The sequence below is a fragment of the Kangiella taiwanensis genome (assembly GCF_020005165.1).
Taxonomy (GTDB): domain Bacteria; phylum Pseudomonadota; class Gammaproteobacteria; order Enterobacterales; family Kangiellaceae; genus Kangiella; species Kangiella taiwanensis.
Genome location: NZ_JAHCLT010000002.1, coordinates 275,552 through 294,750 on the forward strand (window position 1 = coordinate 275,552; position 19,199 = coordinate 294,750).

The following is a 19,199-nucleotide window of genomic DNA, read 5'->3' on the forward strand; positions in this document are numbered from 1 at the left end:
TACTCTAACTCTACTCTTTCATTAATGCTTGCTTTGCCTTGAACACTTCTTTAAGGGCAAAAAAAAGCCCCGCTCAATGGCGGGGCTTTTGAATTCTTTAACTGAATGACATTATTAAAGACAATAGCTCACCGCCAACACGTTTGCGTGATGGTGGTGGTGATGTAATTCGCTTAGTAATGTATTCATATGAGTGCATTAAAACCTGATAACTCAACCTTGTCAACACGCCTTTATGACATTTTGGTTATAAAGGCTCTATTGAAGTTAATCCAAGCCATGGTTTAGCCAAATTGATGCCAGCAATAAATCCTCTTGCTCTGTAACTTTCAGGTTTTTACGTGATCCTATAACCAGCGAGGGGTGATAACCGGCAAATTCCATCGCAGATGCTTCGTCAGTCACAACAGCTTTAGCTGCTAAGGCTTTCTCGATGGCATTGCTTAAGCTAATAAGTGGAAAGAACTGTGGCGTTTGCGCTAACCAAATAGTGTCCCTATCAATGGTTTTGTCGATTACTTGCTGTTGATTCGCTTGTTTTACCGTGTCGATTGCACCAATCGCCAAAATAGCGCCGTCAGGAGATGACTCTTTGGCGTGAACCAGATCATCAATATGGCGTGAGCTTAAGCAAGGTCGAGCGGCATCATGCACCATAACCCAGTCATGCTCAGTCCCTTCAATATCACGAATAAGCTGCAAGGCCGACAAGACAGAGTCAACTCGGTTCTGCCCCCCGTTAGTAGTCAAGACACGAGGGTTATCGGTAAAAGGGAGCTTTGCCCAATAATCGTCACTAGGATTAAGTGCAACAACGACTTTATGGATTTTTGAGTGCTCAAGGAAGTGATTGATGCTGTACTCAAGAATGGTCTTGTCTTCAATCTTAAGGTACTGCTTGGGAATATCAGAATTCATCCGTGAGCCAATACCTGCGGCTGGAATGACAGCCCATATACGATTTGATGACATAAGCTTCTCGACTAACGGCTCTCTAGAATCCGGATAAACACTTCGCCCTCTTTAATCATTCCTAACTGATAGCGGGCGCGCTCCTCAATAGCATCTTTACCGTCTCGGAGGTCAGTAATTTCAGCAACAATCTTTTGATTTCTGAGTTCTAACTCTTTGTTTTCTTTACGGATATTGTCTACTTTTTCAAGCTGTTGCTTTATTTCACGAAATGAGGACTCGCCGAACCAGATTCGGTATTGAAGCGTCGTAAAAATTACGACCAATATTAGAGCCACCCATTTCATAAAATAAACAATACCCGAAAAGCAGTTTTAATTACAACACAAGAGCAAAGCTTGTAATTTATAATCACGTCTAAATAGAGCTAGAAAGCTTAAGTTCAAGGCTTTCAGCCAGTGAACAAACGGAGTGTATCCCAAGTACATGAGTACCTTTTCACTGGCTGTATAACGCAGAAATTAAGTTTTATAGACTATTTTTGAAACTTAAATGCGCCAGTACCAGGGTAAGGTGCCTGACCATTTAGCTCGCCTTCGATACGTAACAACTGGTTATACTTAGCAACGCGATCCGAACGGCACAATGAACCTGTTTTAATTTGACCGGCAGCTGTCGCAACTGCTAAATCAGCAATTGTCGTGTCTTCAGTTTCACCACTACGGTGTGAAATCACCGCCGTGTAACCTGCGTTATGCGCCATATCGATAGCCGCTAATGTTTCTGTCAAGGTGCCAATCTGATTCACTTTAATCAGAATCGAATTAGCGATACCTTTATCAATACCTTCTTGCAAAATCTTGGTGTTAGTCACAAACAAATCATCACCGACTAGCTGACACTTAGTACCAATTTTATCGGTCAATGCTTTCCAACCGTCCCAGTCGCCTTCGTCCATACCATCTTCAATCGATACGATAGGATAACGTTCAACCCAGTCAGCCAGATAGTCAGCAAACTCTTCTGAGCTTAGAACTTTATTTTCAGAAGCCAAGTGGTACTTACCGTCCTTATAGAATTCACTTGATGCGATGTCTAGCGCTAGAGCGACATCATCACCTAACTTATAGCCTGCATTGTCCACCGCTTCGACGATTGCCTGGATCGCTTCTTCGTTCGAACCCAAATCAGGAGCAAAGCCACCTTCATCACCAACAGCTGTGTTCAGCCCTTTGTTTTGCAATACTTTACGCAGACTATGGAAGATTTCAGCGCCCATACGCAAACCTTCTGAGAAAGTCGGAGCTCCCACAGGCATGACCATGAACTCTTGAATATCAACGTTGTTATCGGCGTGCTCACCACCGTTGATAATGTTCATCATTGGCACTGGCATAGCGAACTTACCGTCACGGTTAATGTGCTGGTATAGCGACTTACCTGAAGCTTGTGCTGCGGCTTTAGCGTTTGCCAAAGACACGGCTAAAATTGAGTTAGCACCTAACTTTTCTTTGTTTTCGGTACCATCTAGGTCAAGCATAACTTGATCGATAGCAGCTTGATCTGAAGCATCTTTTCCCACCAATGCGTTTTTAATGTCATTGTTAACGAACTCAACAGCTTTCAATACGCCTTTACCTAAGTAACGCGACGCATCACCGTCACGAAGTTCCAACGCTTCACGAGAACCAGTAGATGCTCCAGATGGAGAACAAGCGATTGCTTTAACGCCGTTTTCCAAAATAACTTCGGCTTCTACTGTTGGGTTACCACGAGAATCTAGAACTTCACGTCCAATAACATTTTTGATCTTCAAAATCACACCCTCAATCTTCAAAGTAAATAGTGTTCAGAACACAATAAAAACAAAAAAATAACAAAATACGGTTACAGCAGGTCACCACTACCAAAGTCAGTAATGGAGTCCTCGGCAAAACCTGCTTTTTTAACAATGGTGTCCAACTCTTTCATGACCTTCAGGGTTTCCTCAATGCGGTACATCGGGAAAGAGTTTGGACCATCACATTTGGCAACGCTTGGATCAGGATGACTTTCCATGAAGACACCAGACACGCCCGCCGCGATAGCCGCACGCGCTAATACTGGGATCACTTCACGTAAGCCGCCTGATGATGAACCCTGCCCACCTGGTAACTGTGCCGAATGAGTCGCGTCATACACCACCGGACAGCCTGTTTCGCGCATGATTGATAGCGAACGCATATCCGATACGAGGTTGTTATAACCAAAAGAGGCGCCACGTTCACAAACCATGATGTGCTCATTACCCGTTTCACGCGCTTTTTCGACCACATTGTTCATGTCCCAAGGAGACAAAAACTGGCCTTTTTTGATGTTAACAGGTGTCCCCGGCTCACAAACCTTACGAATAAAATTGGTCTGACGGCATAGAAAGGCTGGCGTCTGCATCACATCAACCACCGACGACACTTCTTTAATTGGCGTATCTTCGTGAACGTCCGTCAAGACAGGAACGCCAACTTGATCCTTAACCTTTTGTAGGATTTCTAAACCCTTTTCTAAGCCCGGCCCACGAAAACTTTTGCTCGACGAGCGATTTGCTTTGTCGAACGACGATTTGTAAATAAATGGGATGCCTAAACGATCCGTCATTTCCTTTAAGTAGCCAGCAGTGTCGATAGCGAGCTGTTCACTCTCAATCACACAGGGACCGCAAATCAAGAAAAACGGTTGATCGATACCCACTTCCCAATTTAATAACTTCATATACCTGCCTTTGGCTTATGCCAATGTTGCGCCGCGGCTTAGCCGTTGCTTTTCTCAGCGCGGTAATCTTTTGCCGCAGCGATGAATGCGCTGAATAACGGGTGACCATCACGTGGCGTAGAGCGGAACTCTGGGTGGAACTGACATGCCACATACCAACGGTGATCTTTCAGCTCAACCATCTCCACCAACTCTTTCTCACTTGAAGTACATGATACCACAAGGCCAGCCTCCTCAAGCTTTGGAAGTAAGTTATTGTTAACTTCGTAACGGTGACGGTGACGCTCGTTAATCACATCACTTTGATAGATATCGTGGGCTTTAGTTCCTGGCCTCACGTTTGCAGGTTGCGCGCCCAGTCGCATGGTTCCGCCTAAATCAGAGTCATCAGTGCGCTCTTCAGTTGATCCGTCGCGGTTAATCCACTCAGTAATCAAGCCTACTACAGGGTTTTCCGTCGCACCGTTAAACTCTGTACTATTGGCATTTTCTAAACCTGCTTTGTGTCGAGCGTACTCAATCACAGCGACCTGCATACCTAAGCAAATACCCAAGTAAGGAATATTGTTCTCACGTGCAAACTTCGCCGTAGCGATTTTGCCTTCAACACCACGTTCACCAAATCCACCTGGAATCAATATGGCGTCCATCTCTTTCAGCATGTCCGTGCCACGCTTTTCCACGTCTTGCGAATCTACGTAATGGATATTGATTTGCTGACGATTGTGTAGGCCAGCGTGTTTCAAAGCTTCAGTCAATGATTTGTAGGCTTCGGTTAAATCCATGTACTTACCCACCATGGCGATATCGACTTCACCATTAGGGTTTGCTTCTCGATATAGAACGTCTTCCCACTCTGCTAAATTTGCTGCTGGAGCATCAATTTTGAAGCGCTCACAAATAATTTGATCGACTTTCTGGTTCAACAACACTGAAGGAATACGGTAAATGCTATCGACGTCTTGTAGCGACACAACCGCTTTTTCCTTAACGTTGGTGAATAATGCAATTTTCGCTTTTTCACCCGGTGGGATTGCTCTGTCAGAACGACAAATCAGCATGTCTGGCTGAATACCAATCGAACGTAATTCTTTCACGGAGTGCTGCGTTGGTTTGGTTTTTAGTTCGCCTGCGACCGCGATGTATGGCAATAACGTCAGGTGCACAAACATAGCGTTTTCTTTGCCCACTTCAAAACGAAGCTGACGAATTGCTTCCATAAACGGTAGTGACTCAATGTCACCAACCGTACCACCGACTTCCACCATCGCTACGTCGTAGCCTTCAGCACCGATTTTTACTTTATTCTTAATTTCGTCGGTAATGTGCGGGATCACCTGTACCGTACCGCCAAGGTAGTCACCGCGGCGCTCTTTGCGCAATACATCAGAATAGACACGGCCTGTCGTAAAGTTGTTACGTTGGCTCATGCTGTTTCGAACAAAACGCTCGTAGTGACCAAGATCAAGGTCAGTCTCAGCACCATCGTCCGTCACGAAAACCTCACCATGTTGGAAAGGGCTCATGGTGCCAGGGTCAACGTTAATATATGGATCAAGCTTCATCATGGTCACTTTTAGACCGCGAGATTCCAGCAGGGCTGCCATCGAAGCCGCCGCAATACCTTTACCTAAAGAAGAAACAACACCACCGGTTACAAATACATACTTGGTCATAAGCCTAATCCAACTACTTGAGCGTTTTAAAAAGCTGCTGTAAAAACAGCTCATATCAAAATACAAACCGCAAATCACTTGCCTATGGGCATGCCATACAAGTCACTCTACGATTTATGATACCTAATTCTTTGAAAATCAATGCTTTATATAAATCAAAAAGCACTTAGTCACTGCATAAGTGACGTTATTACATACGTATGTCTTTGAGAAGAAAGGACTCCCAGGACGGGAAAACAGTATATCAAAAAGGTCCGATGATTGGCGAGGAGTTTTTCTATTTAATTCAAACCCAGCCAAGACAAAACACAGGGTATTCTATATGATGCCTCTTTTGGTTGGTTCGCGAGAGTTGCGCATGAAAATATGGGTTGATGCAGATGCCTGCCCAGTGGTTATCAAAGATATTCTATTTCGAGCAGCACAACGAGCTGAGATCCACACTTGCCTTATTGCTAATCAATATATCAAAGTCCCACCTTCACCTTTTATTAAGTCATTACAAGTAGCATCAGGTTTTGATGTCGCTGATAACGAAATCGTGCGCCGCGCCAGTTCGGGTGATCTCGTCATCACCGCCGATATCCCGCTCGCTGACGAAGTTATCAGTAAAGGCTGTACAGCATTAAGCCCTCGTGGTGAGTTATTTACCAAAGAGAATATTAAGGCTCGCTTAACCATGCGGGACTTTATGGAAACCCTACGCTCTAGCGGCATCCAAAGTGGTGGCCCGCCTCCTCTTGATCATGGCGACCGCATGAAGTTCGCTAACCACCTTGATCGTATCATTGCAAAAAAAGCGAAATGACCAGATTCACACGTCTATTTTTGCTTGCTGCCACGCAGCTTCTAATTGCTCTAAACTGGCTGTATCAACGGTCAGTTCTTGTTTTGTAATAATCTTTTCTAACGCTCTAAATCGTAGCTCAAACTTTCGGCAACTTTTGCGCAGTGCTGATTCAGGATCGACCTTTAAATGGCGTGACAAATTAACACAACTAAACAACACATCGCCCAACTCTTCTTCTATATGCATTTGGTCCTGCTTGGCAATCGCTTCTTTGAGTTCCGCAACCTCTTCTTCCAGTTTGGCTACAACGCCGTCGATATCTGGCCAATCAAAACCGTGTCGCCCAACCCGTTTTTGCATCTTTTGTGCTAATGACAGCGCTGGGAAGCTTCGTGGTAAATCATCAAGCAAACTAACATTCGCCTGATTTTTGCTCTGACGCTCCTGTTGTTTGAGTTTTTCCCAGTTTTGCTTAATCGCCTCGTCGGATTCAAGCGACATATCAGAAAACACATGAGGGTGACGACGCACCAACTTATCGCTCATGGCCCGAGCAATCGACTCAAAATCAAATAGCTCTTGCTCTTGGCCTAGCTGAGCATAAAACACCACCTGAAACAGCAAGTCGCCCAACTCACCTTCGAGTTCAGCCATATTGCCGTTTTCAATGGCATCAGCGACTTCATAAGCCTCTTCCAAAGTGTGAGGCACGATAGTTTCAAATGTCTGTTTTTTATCCCAAGGACATCCCTTTTCGGGGTCACGCAGTGTGCGCATAATATCCAGTAAGCGTTCGGTATGCTTCATCAATTAGTTCGTCTTTCGCTCTATCGAAAAAATACTTGGTAGCTGCTTGATCATCATCATGACACGATTCAAGTCATCGACCTTACTCAGCTCCACTTCGACCCATAACTCAACTTGCTCATTTCGCTTATGCGTAGAAAGATCGGTAATACTTGCCTGTTCATTCGCGAGTACTGTTGTAATGTCTTTAAGTAAAGACTTTCTATCCATAGCCATGATACGTAAATCAACAGCATAAGCATTGCTCGCTTCGGCTTCCCAGCTCACTGGGATGAGTCGCTCTGGTCGATCGCGATGAGCTTTTTTAACGTGAGTACAGGTTTCACGATGTATCACAATACCACGTCCCTGAGTAATGTAGCCCACAATATCCTCACCGGGAACTGGCTTACAACACTTTGCGATTTGAGTTAACAGATCGCCCACACCAGACACTGAAATATCATTGTACGACTGACGTTTCGTTTTTTTACGAAGCGTTGGTTTAATGTCTCGGCGAGGCTCTTTTTCCTCTTTAAATTCTTTTGCGCGATTCAGAGCCTGCATGATACCTAGATCACCTGAGCCGACTTTAATATATAACTCCTGCTCGCTAGCAAGGTGCAATCGCTGGGCAAGTTCTCGATGATCCGTATCGGAAAGATGAGCACGACTTAACTCACGCTCCAATAAAGCTTTACCGGCATTAAGATTATCTTCTTTATCGAGCTTATTAAAAAACTGACTGATCTTATGACGCGTTCGAGTGCTACCAATATACTCATTGTAAGGGATTAACCAGTCACGACTGGGCAGCTCTTCTGTCTTAGTCATGATTTCTACCACTTCACCCGTACTAAGCTTATGCGTCAAAGGCACGATCCGCCCTTTTACTTTTGCTCCAATACAGCGGTGACCAATTGAGGTATGGATACGATACGCGAAATCAATCGGGGTACTACCAGAAGGCAAGTCGATCACTTTGCCCTGCGGCGTGAACACAAAAATACGATCCTCCGACACCGAGCTTTGGAACTCCTGCATCAAATCGTCGCTCGCGGTATCAGCCAGCTCGCTCTGCCACTCTAGTAATTGACGCATCCACTCAATTTTTTCATCGACGCCAACTTTATTAAGGTTTGTGCCTTCTTTGTAGGCCCAATGCGCCGCAATGCCCTTTTCCGCCTCATCATGCATTTGATGAGTACGAATTTGAACCTCAAGCACTTTCCCTTCAGGCCCTACTACCGCAGTATGGATCGAGCGGTAACCGTTCTCCTTCGGCGTCGCCACATAGTCATCAAACTCTTTAGGTATATGCTGCCAACTGCCATGAACAATACCCAAAGTCGCGTAACAATCTTGAACTTTATCGACTAAGATTCGAACCGCGCGCACATCATAAATTTCTTCGAAACTAACCTTTTTACGGGTCATCTTTTTCCAAATCGAATAAATGTGCTTCACTCGTCCAGTAACATCAGCCTTGATTGACTCTTCAGCTAGCTTTTCATTCAACAAATCTAAAACATCTTGAATGTATTGCTCACGAGCCACTCGCTTCTCGCGCAAACTTTTGGCGATTTTTTTATAAGCATCAGGCTCAAGGTATCGAAAAGCGAGATCTTCAAGTTCCCATTTAAGCTGTCCAATGCCTAAACGATTCGCCAAAGGCGCGAAGATATCTTTAGTTTCCTTAGCGAACAACATTTGAAGATCGGAGCTCGCATCTTTGATATGACGCAAGGTCACCACACGGTCAGCCAACTTGAGTAATACTACCCGCGCATCATTGACCATCGCCAACAGCATCTTGCGCAAGCTCTCTACTTGTTGCTCATCGTTCTCCGCACCAGACGACTGTTGTAAACTGCGCATGGCCTCCATTTGACCAGCGCCATGCACCAACTCAGCAATACTCGCGCCACAGTGCTTTTTCAAGGTTTCCGTATCAATAGTACCGCTAATTACCGCAGGTAACAGAACCGACGCCGTTAACGTCTCATTATCCGCATTAAAGTGCGTCAAGACCTCAGCCAACTCAAGACCAGCAGCCAACGTATTCAGCTTAATTACCGGCGTCTTCGAGATATTCTTCTCAGCAAGATTCACAGCCTTACGCAATTTCTTAAGCGCATTATCCGCCAACGACAAATCATTCAGCGCTAACCACTGCTCAAAATCAAAGTTCCCAGACTCAACAATCTCAAATATGTCGTGTTCTTTACGCTTCATAGCTACAAATCGTTCTTTTTATGAGTTTTATCAGACTCTTAGGCTACGACACCCACAAAAGGTATCTCCATAATCCATGAATTAAACATAGTAGCAGTATAAAAATTTATTGGAAGTGAGTGAGTGGATATTTCAGGATTTGTCATTATTGGGAAGGTTTAGTGGTTATTCTGTTTCCCAATGATGCAGGGGTAACTCCTTCGGTCGCTTACCGCGGGATCCAGTGACTAAAATGTCTTTGTCACTTTTCTTGCATGCCCAAGAAAAGTAACCAAAAGAAAGGCCCCCCGGACGTTAGGTGCTTCGCACTCCCCTCGCTCATCAAAGTTACTCACGCGCCGTCAAACTCGACGTCCTGTCTCGATTTGACTAATTTGGGCTATCCCTGCCCAAATTACGCTATAACTTTGCCTCACTCGGCTAACTTTAAGGGGTAATTAGGTCAAGCCTCAGGTGATATATTATAATTGCTATGCCTTGCGTAGCCTCGAAAGGTAGGAATGACTTCAAAGTTTGAAATCAAAATACTACAACATTCCCTCGATTACGTCCGTAGAAAGTGCCGGTAGTGCGCCATAGCTAATCGAAGCTACATTTGCTAATGTTTTATACTTTAAGTCTTGTATATATCAGTTTCTTGATTTTAAAGTTTTAGCATCTGGTGTAAGAAATAAAGACCATTAAGGAATAGAATGAAAAAAATTCTTTTTATATTAATAACTCTTTTACCATTTAGCGCTATGTCAACCGAGATGTTTATTTTCGACAGGAAAATTGAGTTGCCAGAAACTTGTATGATGATAATACCTAGCAAGAATAACTCCTTTATCGACGGTGCAAACCTTTATTGTAATTATCAAGATAAGAGCACCTTAGAGTTAACTATTAATCAGAGTTGCAATATTCAGCTTTTTACAGATGCAGTCAATGAAACAGGCGAGAAGTTGGCAGTGGCCCGAAAGGAACATGGAGTTAGTTACATGGAGTTTCATTTAAAAGATAAAAACAATGGAACACCGGTATTCCTTCGTGTAATTCGAGACGAGTCTCACTGCTTGATAACCAAAGGGACTTCACTAAAATCAATAAAAGATATAACTAAAACTTTGTGGTTTATCGGTGACTAATAATCAAGGAAGACGTAGTCTCAAAAAATGAAATGCCTCCAGGGCTATGACTTCCCTTTAAAAAAACCTCTGGATTATGAAATACATACTGCATTTCACCAAAGGCCAGCTTCGCTGTTCAAAATCGCTCCATGCGATTTTAGTCCGTGGCTAAACCACGGAATAACGGAGGTTGACTGAAAGGGATATAAAACTGCTTTAGCTATGTTCTATACATTGAAAAGATAATGACCGATAAGAAAAGATGATAAATTCGTTTGAGACGCGGCAAATTGATATTTTGAGGGGCGGAGTTTAGTAATACTAAATGAGCACTCAAAATATCAATTTAACAAAGTATCAAGCGAATTTAGCGCTTTTCTCTTTCGAAAAGAGCGATAGATTCTGTATGCGCCGTATGAGGAAACATATCCATCACTCCAGCTTTTACTAATTTATACCCTCTTTCCTTTAATTCACCACTATCACGAGCCAACGTCGCTGGATTACAAGAAACATAGACGATGCGCTCAGGATTAAAGCGTGCGATGTTTTGTACCACGTCTAATGCACCGCTTCGAGGTGGGTCAATTAAAACTTTGTTAAAGCCTTCTTGCGCCCAGTCTTCCTGCGTGAAGTCTGCTTGTAGGTCTGTGGCGTAGAATTTGACGTTGTCGAGCTTGTTGTGTTTGGCGTTCATGCCGCCACGCTCAACCATGTCTTCGCTGCCTTCGACGCCAACAACGTTTTGCACTTGAGTGGCGAGTGGGATAGTGAAGTTACCCAGGCCACAAAATAGGTCAAGAATACGATCGTCTTTGCTTGGCTCTAGCCAGTCGATAGCCCGCTTAACCATTTGCTGATTAATGCTGGCGTTAACTTGTGTGAAGTCCATTGGATGGAATAGTAATTCCACACCATAATCATCAAGTTTGTAACTGAGCCACTCTTTCTCTTCAGGGCCATAAATTTTATGAACCGTTTTAGGGCCTTTAGGTTGTAGGTAAATATACAAACCATGCTCTTTACCAAACTCGACCCACATATCATGGTCTTTCTCGGTGAGCGGTTCTAAATGTCGCACAACAAGCGCGACTTGGTCGTCACCCATGGCAACTTCAAGTTGTGCCGTTTTATTGTTGGTATCGAGCTCTGAAATCATCTCTTTTAGTGGCGTAATTAACTGGCCGACCCTAGGATCTAAGACTTCGCACGAATCAATCGTTGCTAAGAAGCTGCTACGTTTTTCGCGGAAACCTACCAGTGCACCACCCTTTTTCGGCACAAACTTAACGCCAAGGCGTGCTTTACGACGATAACCCAGAACGTCAGCTTGCATCGGCTCAACCAGTTCGTAATCATCACGATCTAAGTCGTATTGCCCAAAATGCTTAAGTTGCTCCACCAAAACCGATTGTTTGTGAGCAATCTGTGCAGGGTTGCTCATATGCTGCAAGCTACACCCACCACAGATATCCGCATGAACACACGGCGGTGTCACACGATCATCAGAGGCGCGATGAACTTCTTCGGCGACGCCTTCATCAAACTTGCCGCGCTTTTCGGTGTAAATAAATGATACTTCTTCGCCAAGGAGTGCGTTATCAACAAACACTGTTTTGCCATCTACGGAGGCAATTCCCCTGCCTTCATGAGAAAAAGCATGAATTTCTGCGCGTACGGGATCTTTCGGTAGCGGTTTTCTACGTCGTCTTCTTGCCATTAAATTCGGTCTCTATTGCTTAAATTGTCGCTAAAATATAATTACTACTAATAAGAACAGCTTGAACTATTCGCCAGCCCAAGCTGTTAAAAACTCGTTAAAGTGAGGCTGGTTTTCTTCTTTCAGATACTGCTTCAAAAAGCTTTCTTCAGCTTCCAGCTCTTCGGCGGTTAAGTTGCCACGCATCACCTCAAAACGTAAATACACCAGGTAGGTATTTAAAACATCGGTTTCACAGTAGTCCCGGATCGCTTTGAGATTGCCTTCGTTGTAGGTTTCCCATACTTTGGCACCGCTCATCCCCATCTTGCCGGGGTAGCCTAACATTGAAGCGATTTTATCCAAAGGCGCATTCGCCCGCGGGTTGTATAACGCCAACAGGTCCATCAAATCGATATGGCGATTATGATAACGGCTGATGTAATTATTCCACTTAAATTGATTATCAATTTCGCCTGTATCCCAGTATTTCTGGGCGGTAACGTTATTCTTCATCGCTCGGTAGTGCAACACAGGCAAGTCAAAGCCCGAGCCATTCCAAGAGACAATAGTCGGCGCAAAACGCTCGATGCCATCGAAAAAGCGTTGAACAATCTCTTTCTCATCGGCATCTTCTTCGCCTAACGACCACACTTTGACTTTATCGCCATGGCGGAATACCGCTGAGATGGCCACCACTTTGTGTAAATAGAGTGGCTGAAAGGTGGTACCCGACTGCTGTACTCGTAAGTGCTCCATGGCCGAAACCACATCCTCGTCACTCAAGCCTTGGAAGTCATTCAATAAGCGTCCTGCCTCGACGTCTGGGATTGTTTCGATATCAAATACAAATAAATTCATACAGCTGCTATCTCACCACCATCTCTTCAATGTTTCGATTTATTTATTATGTACGCCGAAATCCTTTAAACTCATCCTTGCCACGAGTATTTAGGCAAGGTAGATTAGGCTACAAAAGACCCCGTAGTATAACGATTTTGTCACCAAAAAGCTTGGAGAATTCACACTTGCCTGAGGCACGAAACCTTTTCCAGATCACTCAACTGATTGGCGCTCTTTTATTGTTAATGGTGTTATTATTGACGCCATTAACCGCATTCGCCGAGCATGAACCTGAGCCTGAAACAGTAAAAGTTAATATTTTAAGTGCTTTTTCCACGACTCAAGAACGCGAGCTGGTGTATTCTTTTCGGCAAACCTTGGCCGACCAGTACAGCTTGAAGCTTGAGGAACAGCTGATATTTTGGCAACGACAAAACAACTGGCAGGAATTACTCGAAAGCAACACCCCAGATTTGATAATCGTCATCGGCAATAAATCACTCAAAAAAATCGAACAGCTAGATCTAAACACGCCAGTTCTAGCGCTTATGATCAACAAAAGTCAGTTTGAGAAACTTAGGAAATCTCCCAAAGCGAGCATTTACGCCATCAGCCACTCTCAACCCACCGAGCGGTTTGTACAATTGGCCAAAAGCTTGAATGTCTATCAAGCTCAAGTCGGCAGCTTTATCTCGCCACAAACGAAACACAATATCCAAGAGTTTGAAGAGTTAGCGGCATTTTATGACCTCTCCTACAGCCCAGTCATGGTCGAGCCGAAACTAAACGGGCGCGACGCGATGCGCCAACTCAGTTTATGTTGTTCTGTGATTATTCTTGAAAGCGACTGTGTTTTCCGGCCCGGAAAGGTCAGAAAGTCAATTATGGTCAATGCTTATCGCGAACGGATAATTGTTATAGCGCACTCAGAAAGTGTACTAAAAGAAGGAGCAATGCTAACATTGTTTACCCAGCCGTATGACATGGGGGTTCAAGCGGCGAACCTTTATCACGCCTTAGCGGAAGGTTCATTGACGCAGCCCTACCAGTATCCTGATAAGTTTGCGATTGCAATTAACCGAAAAATCGCGCGTCTCTTAGGTTACGATGACTTGACGGTCGGTGGTTTGATGCAAAAAGTAGAAACTTTGGACTTCATACAAAGTGCAATGGGTAATGGGAAACAAAAAACACCATGAAAAACTGGGGAATTAGTCGACGAATTTTAACTCTGGCATTGACGCCTACGCTGTTAGTCTGTCTCTTGTTGGGTTTCTTTTTCATCAACAACCACATTCAGGATAGCGAAGACTCACTAATGTCGAGGGGCAAAACCATCGCCACCCACCTCGCACTCGCCAGTGAATACGGCATCATTACACTCGACAACTCCACGCTTCAAGAAATGGCGCAAGCTGCGCGCGACAACGATAAAGAACTATTAGCCGTTGCCATCTACGATCAAAACAATCGAATCTTAACCTCTGTGGGCGCAGCAGAGTACTTATCAAAAATGAGCATCCAAAGCCCTCATGATCTGACACAAATTGGTGCTCAGAGCAGCTTGATGCGTTATGCTCACGTAGAGCATCTAGATGAAGGCGTCGTTTTTCACGCGCCTATTTTATCGAAGTTCCCAGAAGACCATGAGTCGTGGCGCACAAACGTTAAAAGCAATACCGAGGTTTTAGGGTATGTTGCTGTTTTAATGTCCCAAGACTTTTCGCTGCTGAGTCGTTACAGCACGATTATTACTACCATTATCATTAGTCTCATTGGCCTACTTATAGGTGGCTTTTTAGCAAGACGCATGTCGAGCAGCGTGACAGAGCCTATCGTCAGCATGGCTAAAGGCGTCGATAAAATTAAAGATGGTAAGCTTGATACGCGAATCAGTTCGGATGCCAGCGCTGAGCTAAAAACACTGCAAGATGGTATCAACCTGATGGCTGAGAGTATGGAGCACAATCAGGAAGAAATGCAGCAAGCCGTCGACCAAGCGACCGAGGATTTGCGCGAAACGCTTGAAACGCTTGAAGTGAACAACCTGGAATTGGATATTGCACGTCGCCAAGCAGTCGAAGCCAGTCGCATTAAAACCGAGTTCCTGGCCAACATGAGCCACGAAATTCGTACACCAATGAACGGTGTTATTGGCTTTACCGATCTTCTACTCAAGACCGAGTTAAATAATAAGCAGAAAGACTTCCTGTTCGACATTAAACGCTCTGCATCAGGGTTGCTGTCTATCATCGACGATATTTTGGATTACTCCAAAATCGAAGCTGGCAAAATGTCCTTTGAGCGTTACCCGTTCGACTTGCGCGAGTGCGTGGACGATGTGTTCAAAATCTTGGGGCCGAATGCCTCACAAAAAGGTATTGAGCTGGTATCACTCATTTATTCAGACGTACCGAAAGCCCTGCTCGGTGACCCAATCCGAATTAAGCAGATTATCACCAACCTTCTTAATAACGCGGTCAAATTCACCAAAGCTGGTAGTGTTGAACTTTATGCAGAAGTCGAGTCCGAAGGTAAAAAAGGACTCAAACTCAAGATTCAAGTGAAGGACTCGGGTATTGGCTTAACTAAAGAGCAGCAGAGCAATTTATTCAAAGCCTTTAGTCAGGCTGATAGTAGCACCACCCGCGAATTTGGTGGTACCGGGCTCGGACTAGTCATATCAAAATCACTGGTTGAAAAGATGGGAGGCACCATCGGTGTCGAGAGTAACGAAGGCGAAGGGTCGACCTTCTGGTTTACTCTGCAATGCGAGCGTGCCGAGTCGCTACCGGAAGATGGGTTAACTGGCGAGTTTTTGGCTGCGAAGTCAGTGTTGGTCTTCGACCCTCACCCTGCTACCCGACTGTCGCTAACCCAGATGCTGGAAGACTGGCAAATGCAAGTTCGCAGTTTTGAGAAAATCGACGATCTCATGACTGAAGTTGATCTTTACGCTCAAAGCGGTAAAAACGTCGACCTAATAATCATTGGCGGCCAACGTTTCCGCCGCCGAATGCAGCGAATAGAACATATTTGTGACAAAGTGAATAACCAGCTCGGATGCCCAGTTATTACGTTCAGCACATCTAGTGACGTCGACTTTCTTGAGCACCTGTCCACGCTTGGCGTGTCGCGAGCCATGGAAAAGCCCATTACCTACCGTGCTTTGTATAACTCCTTAATTGAACTACTCCGCTCTAACAAAGGACGTAAGTCGAAAAAGCAAATACCAACACCTGTTAACACCACAGACGCCACAGAGCTCAAAGGCAGTTACGTTTTAGCGGTTGATGACAACCCAGCTAACCTTCGACTGGTGACAACGCTTTTGAAAGATCTAAAAATTAAAGTCGATACTGCAGAAAGTGGTATGCAAGCTGTCGCACTAAGTAAAGATAAAGTGTACGACGCTATTTTGATGGATATTCAAATGCCAGAAATGAATGGCCTTGAAGCCACTAGGACCATCCGAGCTAATGCCACGAATCAAAGTACACCAGTGATTGCTTTAACTGCGCATGCGATGGCTAATGAGCGCGAAATTCTTCTCGACTCAGGCATGGATGATTACATGACTAAGCCTGTTTCTGAGCAGGATCTGATTAATGTTCTACTGAAATGGACCCAAGCAGACGCCTCCCTGAACACGGTAGTACAAACGTCTGAATCAAGTGATGGACGACAAGAAGAAACACTGGATTGGGAGTTGAGTTTAAAGCTGGCGAATGGCAAAGCTGACTTGGCCAGAGATATGCTGAAAATGATGGTTGACTCTAACCATGAAACAGGGCGCGTCATTCATGCGGCCTACCAAGCACAAGACTTTGATGAGTTACTGCAACACATTCACAAGCTACACGGCGCCAGTTGCTATGTGGGGACGCCAAGGCTGAAAAGTCTCAGTAACCAATATGAAACGAAACTGAAGAAACAGCAGTATAACCTGCTTGAAGATTTGCATAACGAATTGATTGTAGAGCTTAAAGCTATTAATGAAGCGGCCCAACCCTACCTTGACGAGGTTGCCGCAGATTGATTATAGCTGAGTGATTTGAATCGCTTTCGACTCAAGCTCTGTAGCATCTGGAATATCTTCAAGGATATCACCCACTAAGCAACCTTGTTCAGTATCAACCGATACAAGCTTTGTCTCTAGGATCAGTCGTTCGGGGCTTTTACCAGCCGCTACATCCACCGCAACTTTGTGATAATTTGGTGTATAACCGTGATAACGCTTAGAGCCATCTTCATTGGTGAGGTTCGAACTTTCCCATAAAATTGGAACGGTCTGTCCTATCTGAGCTTCCAGTTCTTGTGCTTTTAATTTTGCCGCTAACTCATGCAAGCGTCTACTGCGCTCTTTTTTGACATCTTTACTGATCTTATTTGGCAAACGTGCCGCTTTAGTCCCTTCACGATCGGAATAGGTAAAGATATGAATGTGTCCGAAGCCGACCTGCTGAATATAGTCCATAGTCTGCTCAAACTCTTCGTCCGTTTCGCCTGGGAACCCCACAATAACGTCTGTGGTCACATTAAAACCTGGTACTTGAGTTCGTGCCTGATTGACCAAGTCCTGGAAGTCTTCGGTACGACAGCGGCGCGACATGCGGCGCAAGACACTATCGGCACCACTTTGGATTGGCAGGTGCATATGAGCCATCAACCTTGGGTTTGCAAACAGTTCAAAGAAGTTTTCACCCAAGTCCCAAGGCTCAACTGAGGCAAAGCGAATACGCGGCATCTCCGTGCGCTCCAAGATATTTTCCACTAGCTCATACAAACTGGACTCGATGTCTGAGCCATAGCCACCGACATGAACGCCAGCCAGTACGATTTCTTGGATACCTTCCGCATGAAGATTATTCACTTCTTCAACCAAATCATCGATAGAGCGACTTTTTTCTTCACCGCGCGCCACGGTAACAATGCAATAGGTACAGCGATAGCGGCAACCATCCTGTATTTTGATGAAGGCACGCTCACGGTTTCGAGCGAACAAAGCGCTTTCCCCAGGTTCTGTTGCAAACTCTGGCATTACCGGGATATCCAAAACCTCTTTAACTTTATCAACCAGTACGTCTTTGTCTGAATTATCAACGACCAAATCAACACCCATGATTTGCTCAAGCTTTTCAGGCTCTAGCGATGCATAGCACCCTGTAACCACCATACGAGCTTCAGGGTTGGTACGGTGAAAACGACGAACGGTTTGACGAGATTTTCGAGCAGCTTCCGCTGTTACGGCACAAGTGTTTAGCACGATTAAATCTGCAGTTTCTGGTGTTGATGCCAATGAGTAACCAACTTTTTGGAAGGACGTCGCCCAGTTTTGTAATTCAGCTTCGTTAAGTCGACAGCCTAAGGCGCTTAAATGTACTTGCATAGCTCTCTAATCTCTAAAATCGAACGGTGTTGCGAATATTTTGATTGTGTACCACTAAAAACGCACAACCAAAACGGGCGCTAATTGTACAGATTATAAACACTGGAATCACCTGTTTTGCCAGAAAAAGTCAGGAAATACTTCCTAAATGCAAAAAAGGCGCGGAAGCGCCTTTTTTGTCAGTAGCTTACAGAACAATATCTTACGACGACTGTTCTACCTGATGTAAGTGAACGTCTCGCTGAGGGAATGGGATCGAAATACCATTCGCATCCAAAGCTTTCTTGAATGCTTCTAGGTTGTCCCAGTAAACACCCCAGTAATCACCGCTATCAACCCACACACGCAATGTGAAGTTAACCGAGCTATCCGCTAACTCTGCCACAGCAATAAATGGCGCAGGGTCTTTGTGGACTCGCTCATCAGCTGAGATAACGTCAAGAATGACCTTTTTCGCTGCGTCAATGTCATCTTCATAACCAATGCCTAAAGTGAAGTCGACGCGACGCTTCGGTTCTGTACTGTAGTTCACTAAAGAATCAGTAGAAATTGGTGAGTTTGGAATAATAATCGTTTTATTATCAGGTGTTTTCAAAATTGTATTAAAGATCTGGATTTCTTTTACTGTGCCCGAATAACCTTGCATCTCAACCCAGTCACCAACTTTATAATGGCGGAAAATCAATAACATGACACCGCCAGCAAAGTTTTGCAGTGTTCCAGATAACGCCATACCGATAGCCAAACCTGCAGCACCTAACAAGGCAACAAAGGTGGTCATCTGAACACCCATAGTGCTAATAACCGTGATACCCAAAATCACTTTCAACAAAATCCCAGTGAAACTTAACAAGAAGTTCTCAAGCGTGGTATCAAAGTTTTTGACTTTAAATAACTTTTTCATAGCCCCTAGTAAGATCTTAATTAAGATCAAACCAACGATTAAAATCACAAGAGCTACCGCCAGCTTTGGCAAATAAATCATGGCATACTCCATCGCCAAGTCCGCCCA

Annotated in this window: 15 protein-coding genes; 4 read left to right on the forward strand and 11 right to left on the reverse strand. The window is 44.5% G+C overall.

The window, feature by feature from the left end; all coding sequences use genetic code 11:
* Positions 1-267 precede the first annotated feature (267 nt).
* The 5 genes from ispD to KFK88_RS06825 form a co-directional block, all read right to left on the reverse strand.
* On the reverse strand, positions 268-972 hold the full coding sequence (gene ispD / locus KFK88_RS06805; protein ID WP_223578045.1) for a 2-C-methyl-D-erythritol 4-phosphate cytidylyltransferase: 705 nt from the start codon (positions 970-972) through the stop codon (positions 268-270).
* A gap of 11 nt (positions 973-983) precedes the next feature.
* On the reverse strand, positions 984-1,259 hold the full coding sequence (ftsB, locus tag KFK88_RS06810; RefSeq protein ID WP_223578047.1) for a cell division protein FtsB: 276 nt from the start codon (positions 1,257-1,259) through the stop codon (positions 984-986).
* A gap of 188 nt (positions 1,260-1,447) precedes the next feature.
* Complete coding sequence (gene eno, locus KFK88_RS06815; RefSeq protein ID WP_223578805.1) at positions 1,448-2,731, reverse strand: phosphopyruvate hydratase; 1,284 nt, start codon at positions 2,729-2,731, stop codon at positions 1,448-1,450.
* 68 nt (positions 2,732-2,799) lie between these two features.
* Complete coding sequence (gene kdsA / locus KFK88_RS06820; protein WP_223578048.1) at positions 2,800-3,660, reverse strand: 3-deoxy-8-phosphooctulonate synthase; 861 nt, start codon at positions 3,658-3,660, stop codon at positions 2,800-2,802.
* 38 nt (positions 3,661-3,698) lie between these two features.
* Entirely contained in the window at positions 3,699-5,336 is a 1,638-nt protein-coding gene (locus KFK88_RS06825; protein WP_263296384.1) for a CTP synthase, read from the reverse strand.
* Between the two features lie 358 nt (positions 5,337-5,694).
* Here KFK88_RS06825 and KFK88_RS06830 point away from each other — a divergent pair, with 358 nt between their 5' ends.
* Positions 5,695-6,144, forward strand: a complete 450-nt coding sequence (locus KFK88_RS06830) for a YaiI/YqxD family protein (protein ID WP_223578807.1) — start codon at positions 5,695-5,697, stop codon at positions 6,142-6,144.
* Between the two features lie 6 nt (positions 6,145-6,150).
* Here KFK88_RS06830 and mazG read toward each other — a convergent pair whose 3' ends face one another.
* Positions 6,151-6,933, reverse strand: a complete 783-nt coding sequence (gene mazG / locus KFK88_RS06835) for a nucleoside triphosphate pyrophosphohydrolase (RefSeq protein WP_223578050.1) — start codon at positions 6,931-6,933, stop codon at positions 6,151-6,153.
* 3 nt (positions 6,934-6,936) lie between these two features.
* A complete protein-coding gene (relA, locus tag KFK88_RS06840; protein WP_223578051.1) occupies positions 6,937-9,147 on the reverse strand; it encodes a GTP diphosphokinase in 2,211 nt (736 codons plus the stop codon).
* 692 nt (positions 9,148-9,839) lie between these two features.
* Between relA and KFK88_RS06845 the strand changes: the two genes are divergently transcribed.
* Entirely contained in the window at positions 9,840-10,274 is a 435-nt protein-coding gene (locus KFK88_RS06845) for a hypothetical protein (RefSeq protein WP_223578052.1), read from the forward strand.
* A gap of 349 nt (positions 10,275-10,623) precedes the next feature.
* On the opposite strand, the gene rlmD is transcribed toward KFK88_RS06845, so the two are convergent.
* Positions 10,624-11,976, reverse strand: coding sequence for a 23S rRNA (uracil(1939)-C(5))-methyltransferase RlmD (gene rlmD, locus KFK88_RS06850; RefSeq protein ID WP_223578053.1), 1,353 nt, complete (start codon positions 11,974-11,976; stop codon positions 10,624-10,626).
* Between the two features lie 66 nt (positions 11,977-12,042).
* Positions 12,043-12,816, reverse strand: a complete 774-nt coding sequence (locus tag KFK88_RS06855) for a 3'-5' exonuclease (protein WP_223578054.1) — start codon at positions 12,814-12,816, stop codon at positions 12,043-12,045.
* 167 nt (positions 12,817-12,983) lie between these two features.
* On the opposite strand from KFK88_RS06855, the gene KFK88_RS06860 reads away from it, so the two are divergent.
* Positions 12,984-13,997, forward strand: a complete 1,014-nt coding sequence (locus KFK88_RS06860) for an ABC transporter substrate-binding protein (RefSeq protein ID WP_223578055.1) — start codon at positions 12,984-12,986, stop codon at positions 13,995-13,997.
* Positions 13,994-16,837, forward strand: a complete 2,844-nt coding sequence (gene barA / locus KFK88_RS06865; RefSeq protein WP_223578057.1) for a two-component sensor histidine kinase BarA — start codon at positions 13,994-13,996, stop codon at positions 16,835-16,837. Before KFK88_RS06860 ends, barA begins: the two co-directional genes overlap by 4 nt.
* Here the strand turns inward: barA and mtaB are convergent, their stop codons facing one another.
* On the reverse strand, positions 16,838-18,187 hold the full coding sequence (gene mtaB, locus KFK88_RS06870) for a tRNA (N(6)-L-threonylcarbamoyladenosine(37)-C(2))-methylthiotransferase MtaB (protein ID WP_223578059.1): 1,350 nt from the start codon (positions 18,185-18,187) through the stop codon (positions 16,838-16,840).
* Positions 18,188-18,389: 202 nt separating this feature from the next.
* Positions 18,390-19,184 (reverse strand): mechanosensitive ion channel family protein, encoded by a 795-nt coding sequence (locus KFK88_RS06875; RefSeq protein WP_345252438.1) that lies wholly within the window; start codon positions 19,182-19,184, stop codon positions 18,390-18,392.
* Positions 19,185-19,199: the final 15 nt, after the last annotated feature.

What these genes read in the sequence shown, in the direction of transcription:
- KFK88_RS06875 (WP_345252438.1), bottom strand. Translation starts at nt 19,184, where the DNA reads ATGGAGTATGCCATGATTTATTTGCCAAAGCTGGCGGTAGCTCTTGTG.
- KFK88_RS06825 (WP_263296384.1), bottom strand. Translation starts at nt 5,336, where the DNA reads ATGACCAAGTATGTATTTGTAACCGGTGGTGTTGTTTCTTCTTTAGGT.
- relA (WP_223578051.1), bottom strand. Translation starts at nt 9,147, where the DNA reads ATGAAGCGTAAAGAACACGACATATTTGAGATTGTTGAGTCTGGGAAC.
- kdsA (WP_223578048.1), bottom strand. Translation starts at nt 3,660, where the DNA reads ATGAAGTTATTAAATTGGGAAGTGGGTATCGATCAACCGTTTTTCTTG.
- barA (WP_223578057.1), top strand. Translation starts at nt 13,994, where the DNA reads ATGAAAAACTGGGGAATTAGTCGACGAATTTTAACTCTGGCATTGACG.
- mtaB (WP_223578059.1), bottom strand. Translation starts at nt 18,187, where the DNA reads ATGCAAGTACATTTAAGCGCCTTAGGCTGTCGACTTAACGAAGCTGAA.
- KFK88_RS06830 (WP_223578807.1), top strand. Translation starts at nt 5,695, where the DNA reads ATGAAAATATGGGTTGATGCAGATGCCTGCCCAGTGGTTATCAAAGAT.
- rlmD (WP_223578053.1), bottom strand. Translation starts at nt 11,976, where the DNA reads ATGGCAAGAAGACGACGTAGAAAACCGCTACCGAAAGATCCCGTACGC.
- KFK88_RS06845 (WP_223578052.1), top strand. Translation starts at nt 9,840, where the DNA reads ATGAAAAAAATTCTTTTTATATTAATAACTCTTTTACCATTTAGCGCT.
- ispD (WP_223578045.1), bottom strand. Translation starts at nt 972, where the DNA reads ATGTCATCAAATCGTATATGGGCTGTCATTCCAGCCGCAGGTATTGGC.
- mazG (WP_223578050.1), bottom strand. Translation starts at nt 6,933, where the DNA reads ATGAAGCATACCGAACGCTTACTGGATATTATGCGCACACTGCGTGAC.
- ftsB (WP_223578047.1), bottom strand. Translation starts at nt 1,259, where the DNA reads ATGAAATGGGTGGCTCTAATATTGGTCGTAATTTTTACGACGCTTCAA.
- KFK88_RS06855 (WP_223578054.1), bottom strand. Translation starts at nt 12,816, where the DNA reads ATGAATTTATTTGTATTTGATATCGAAACAATCCCAGACGTCGAGGCA.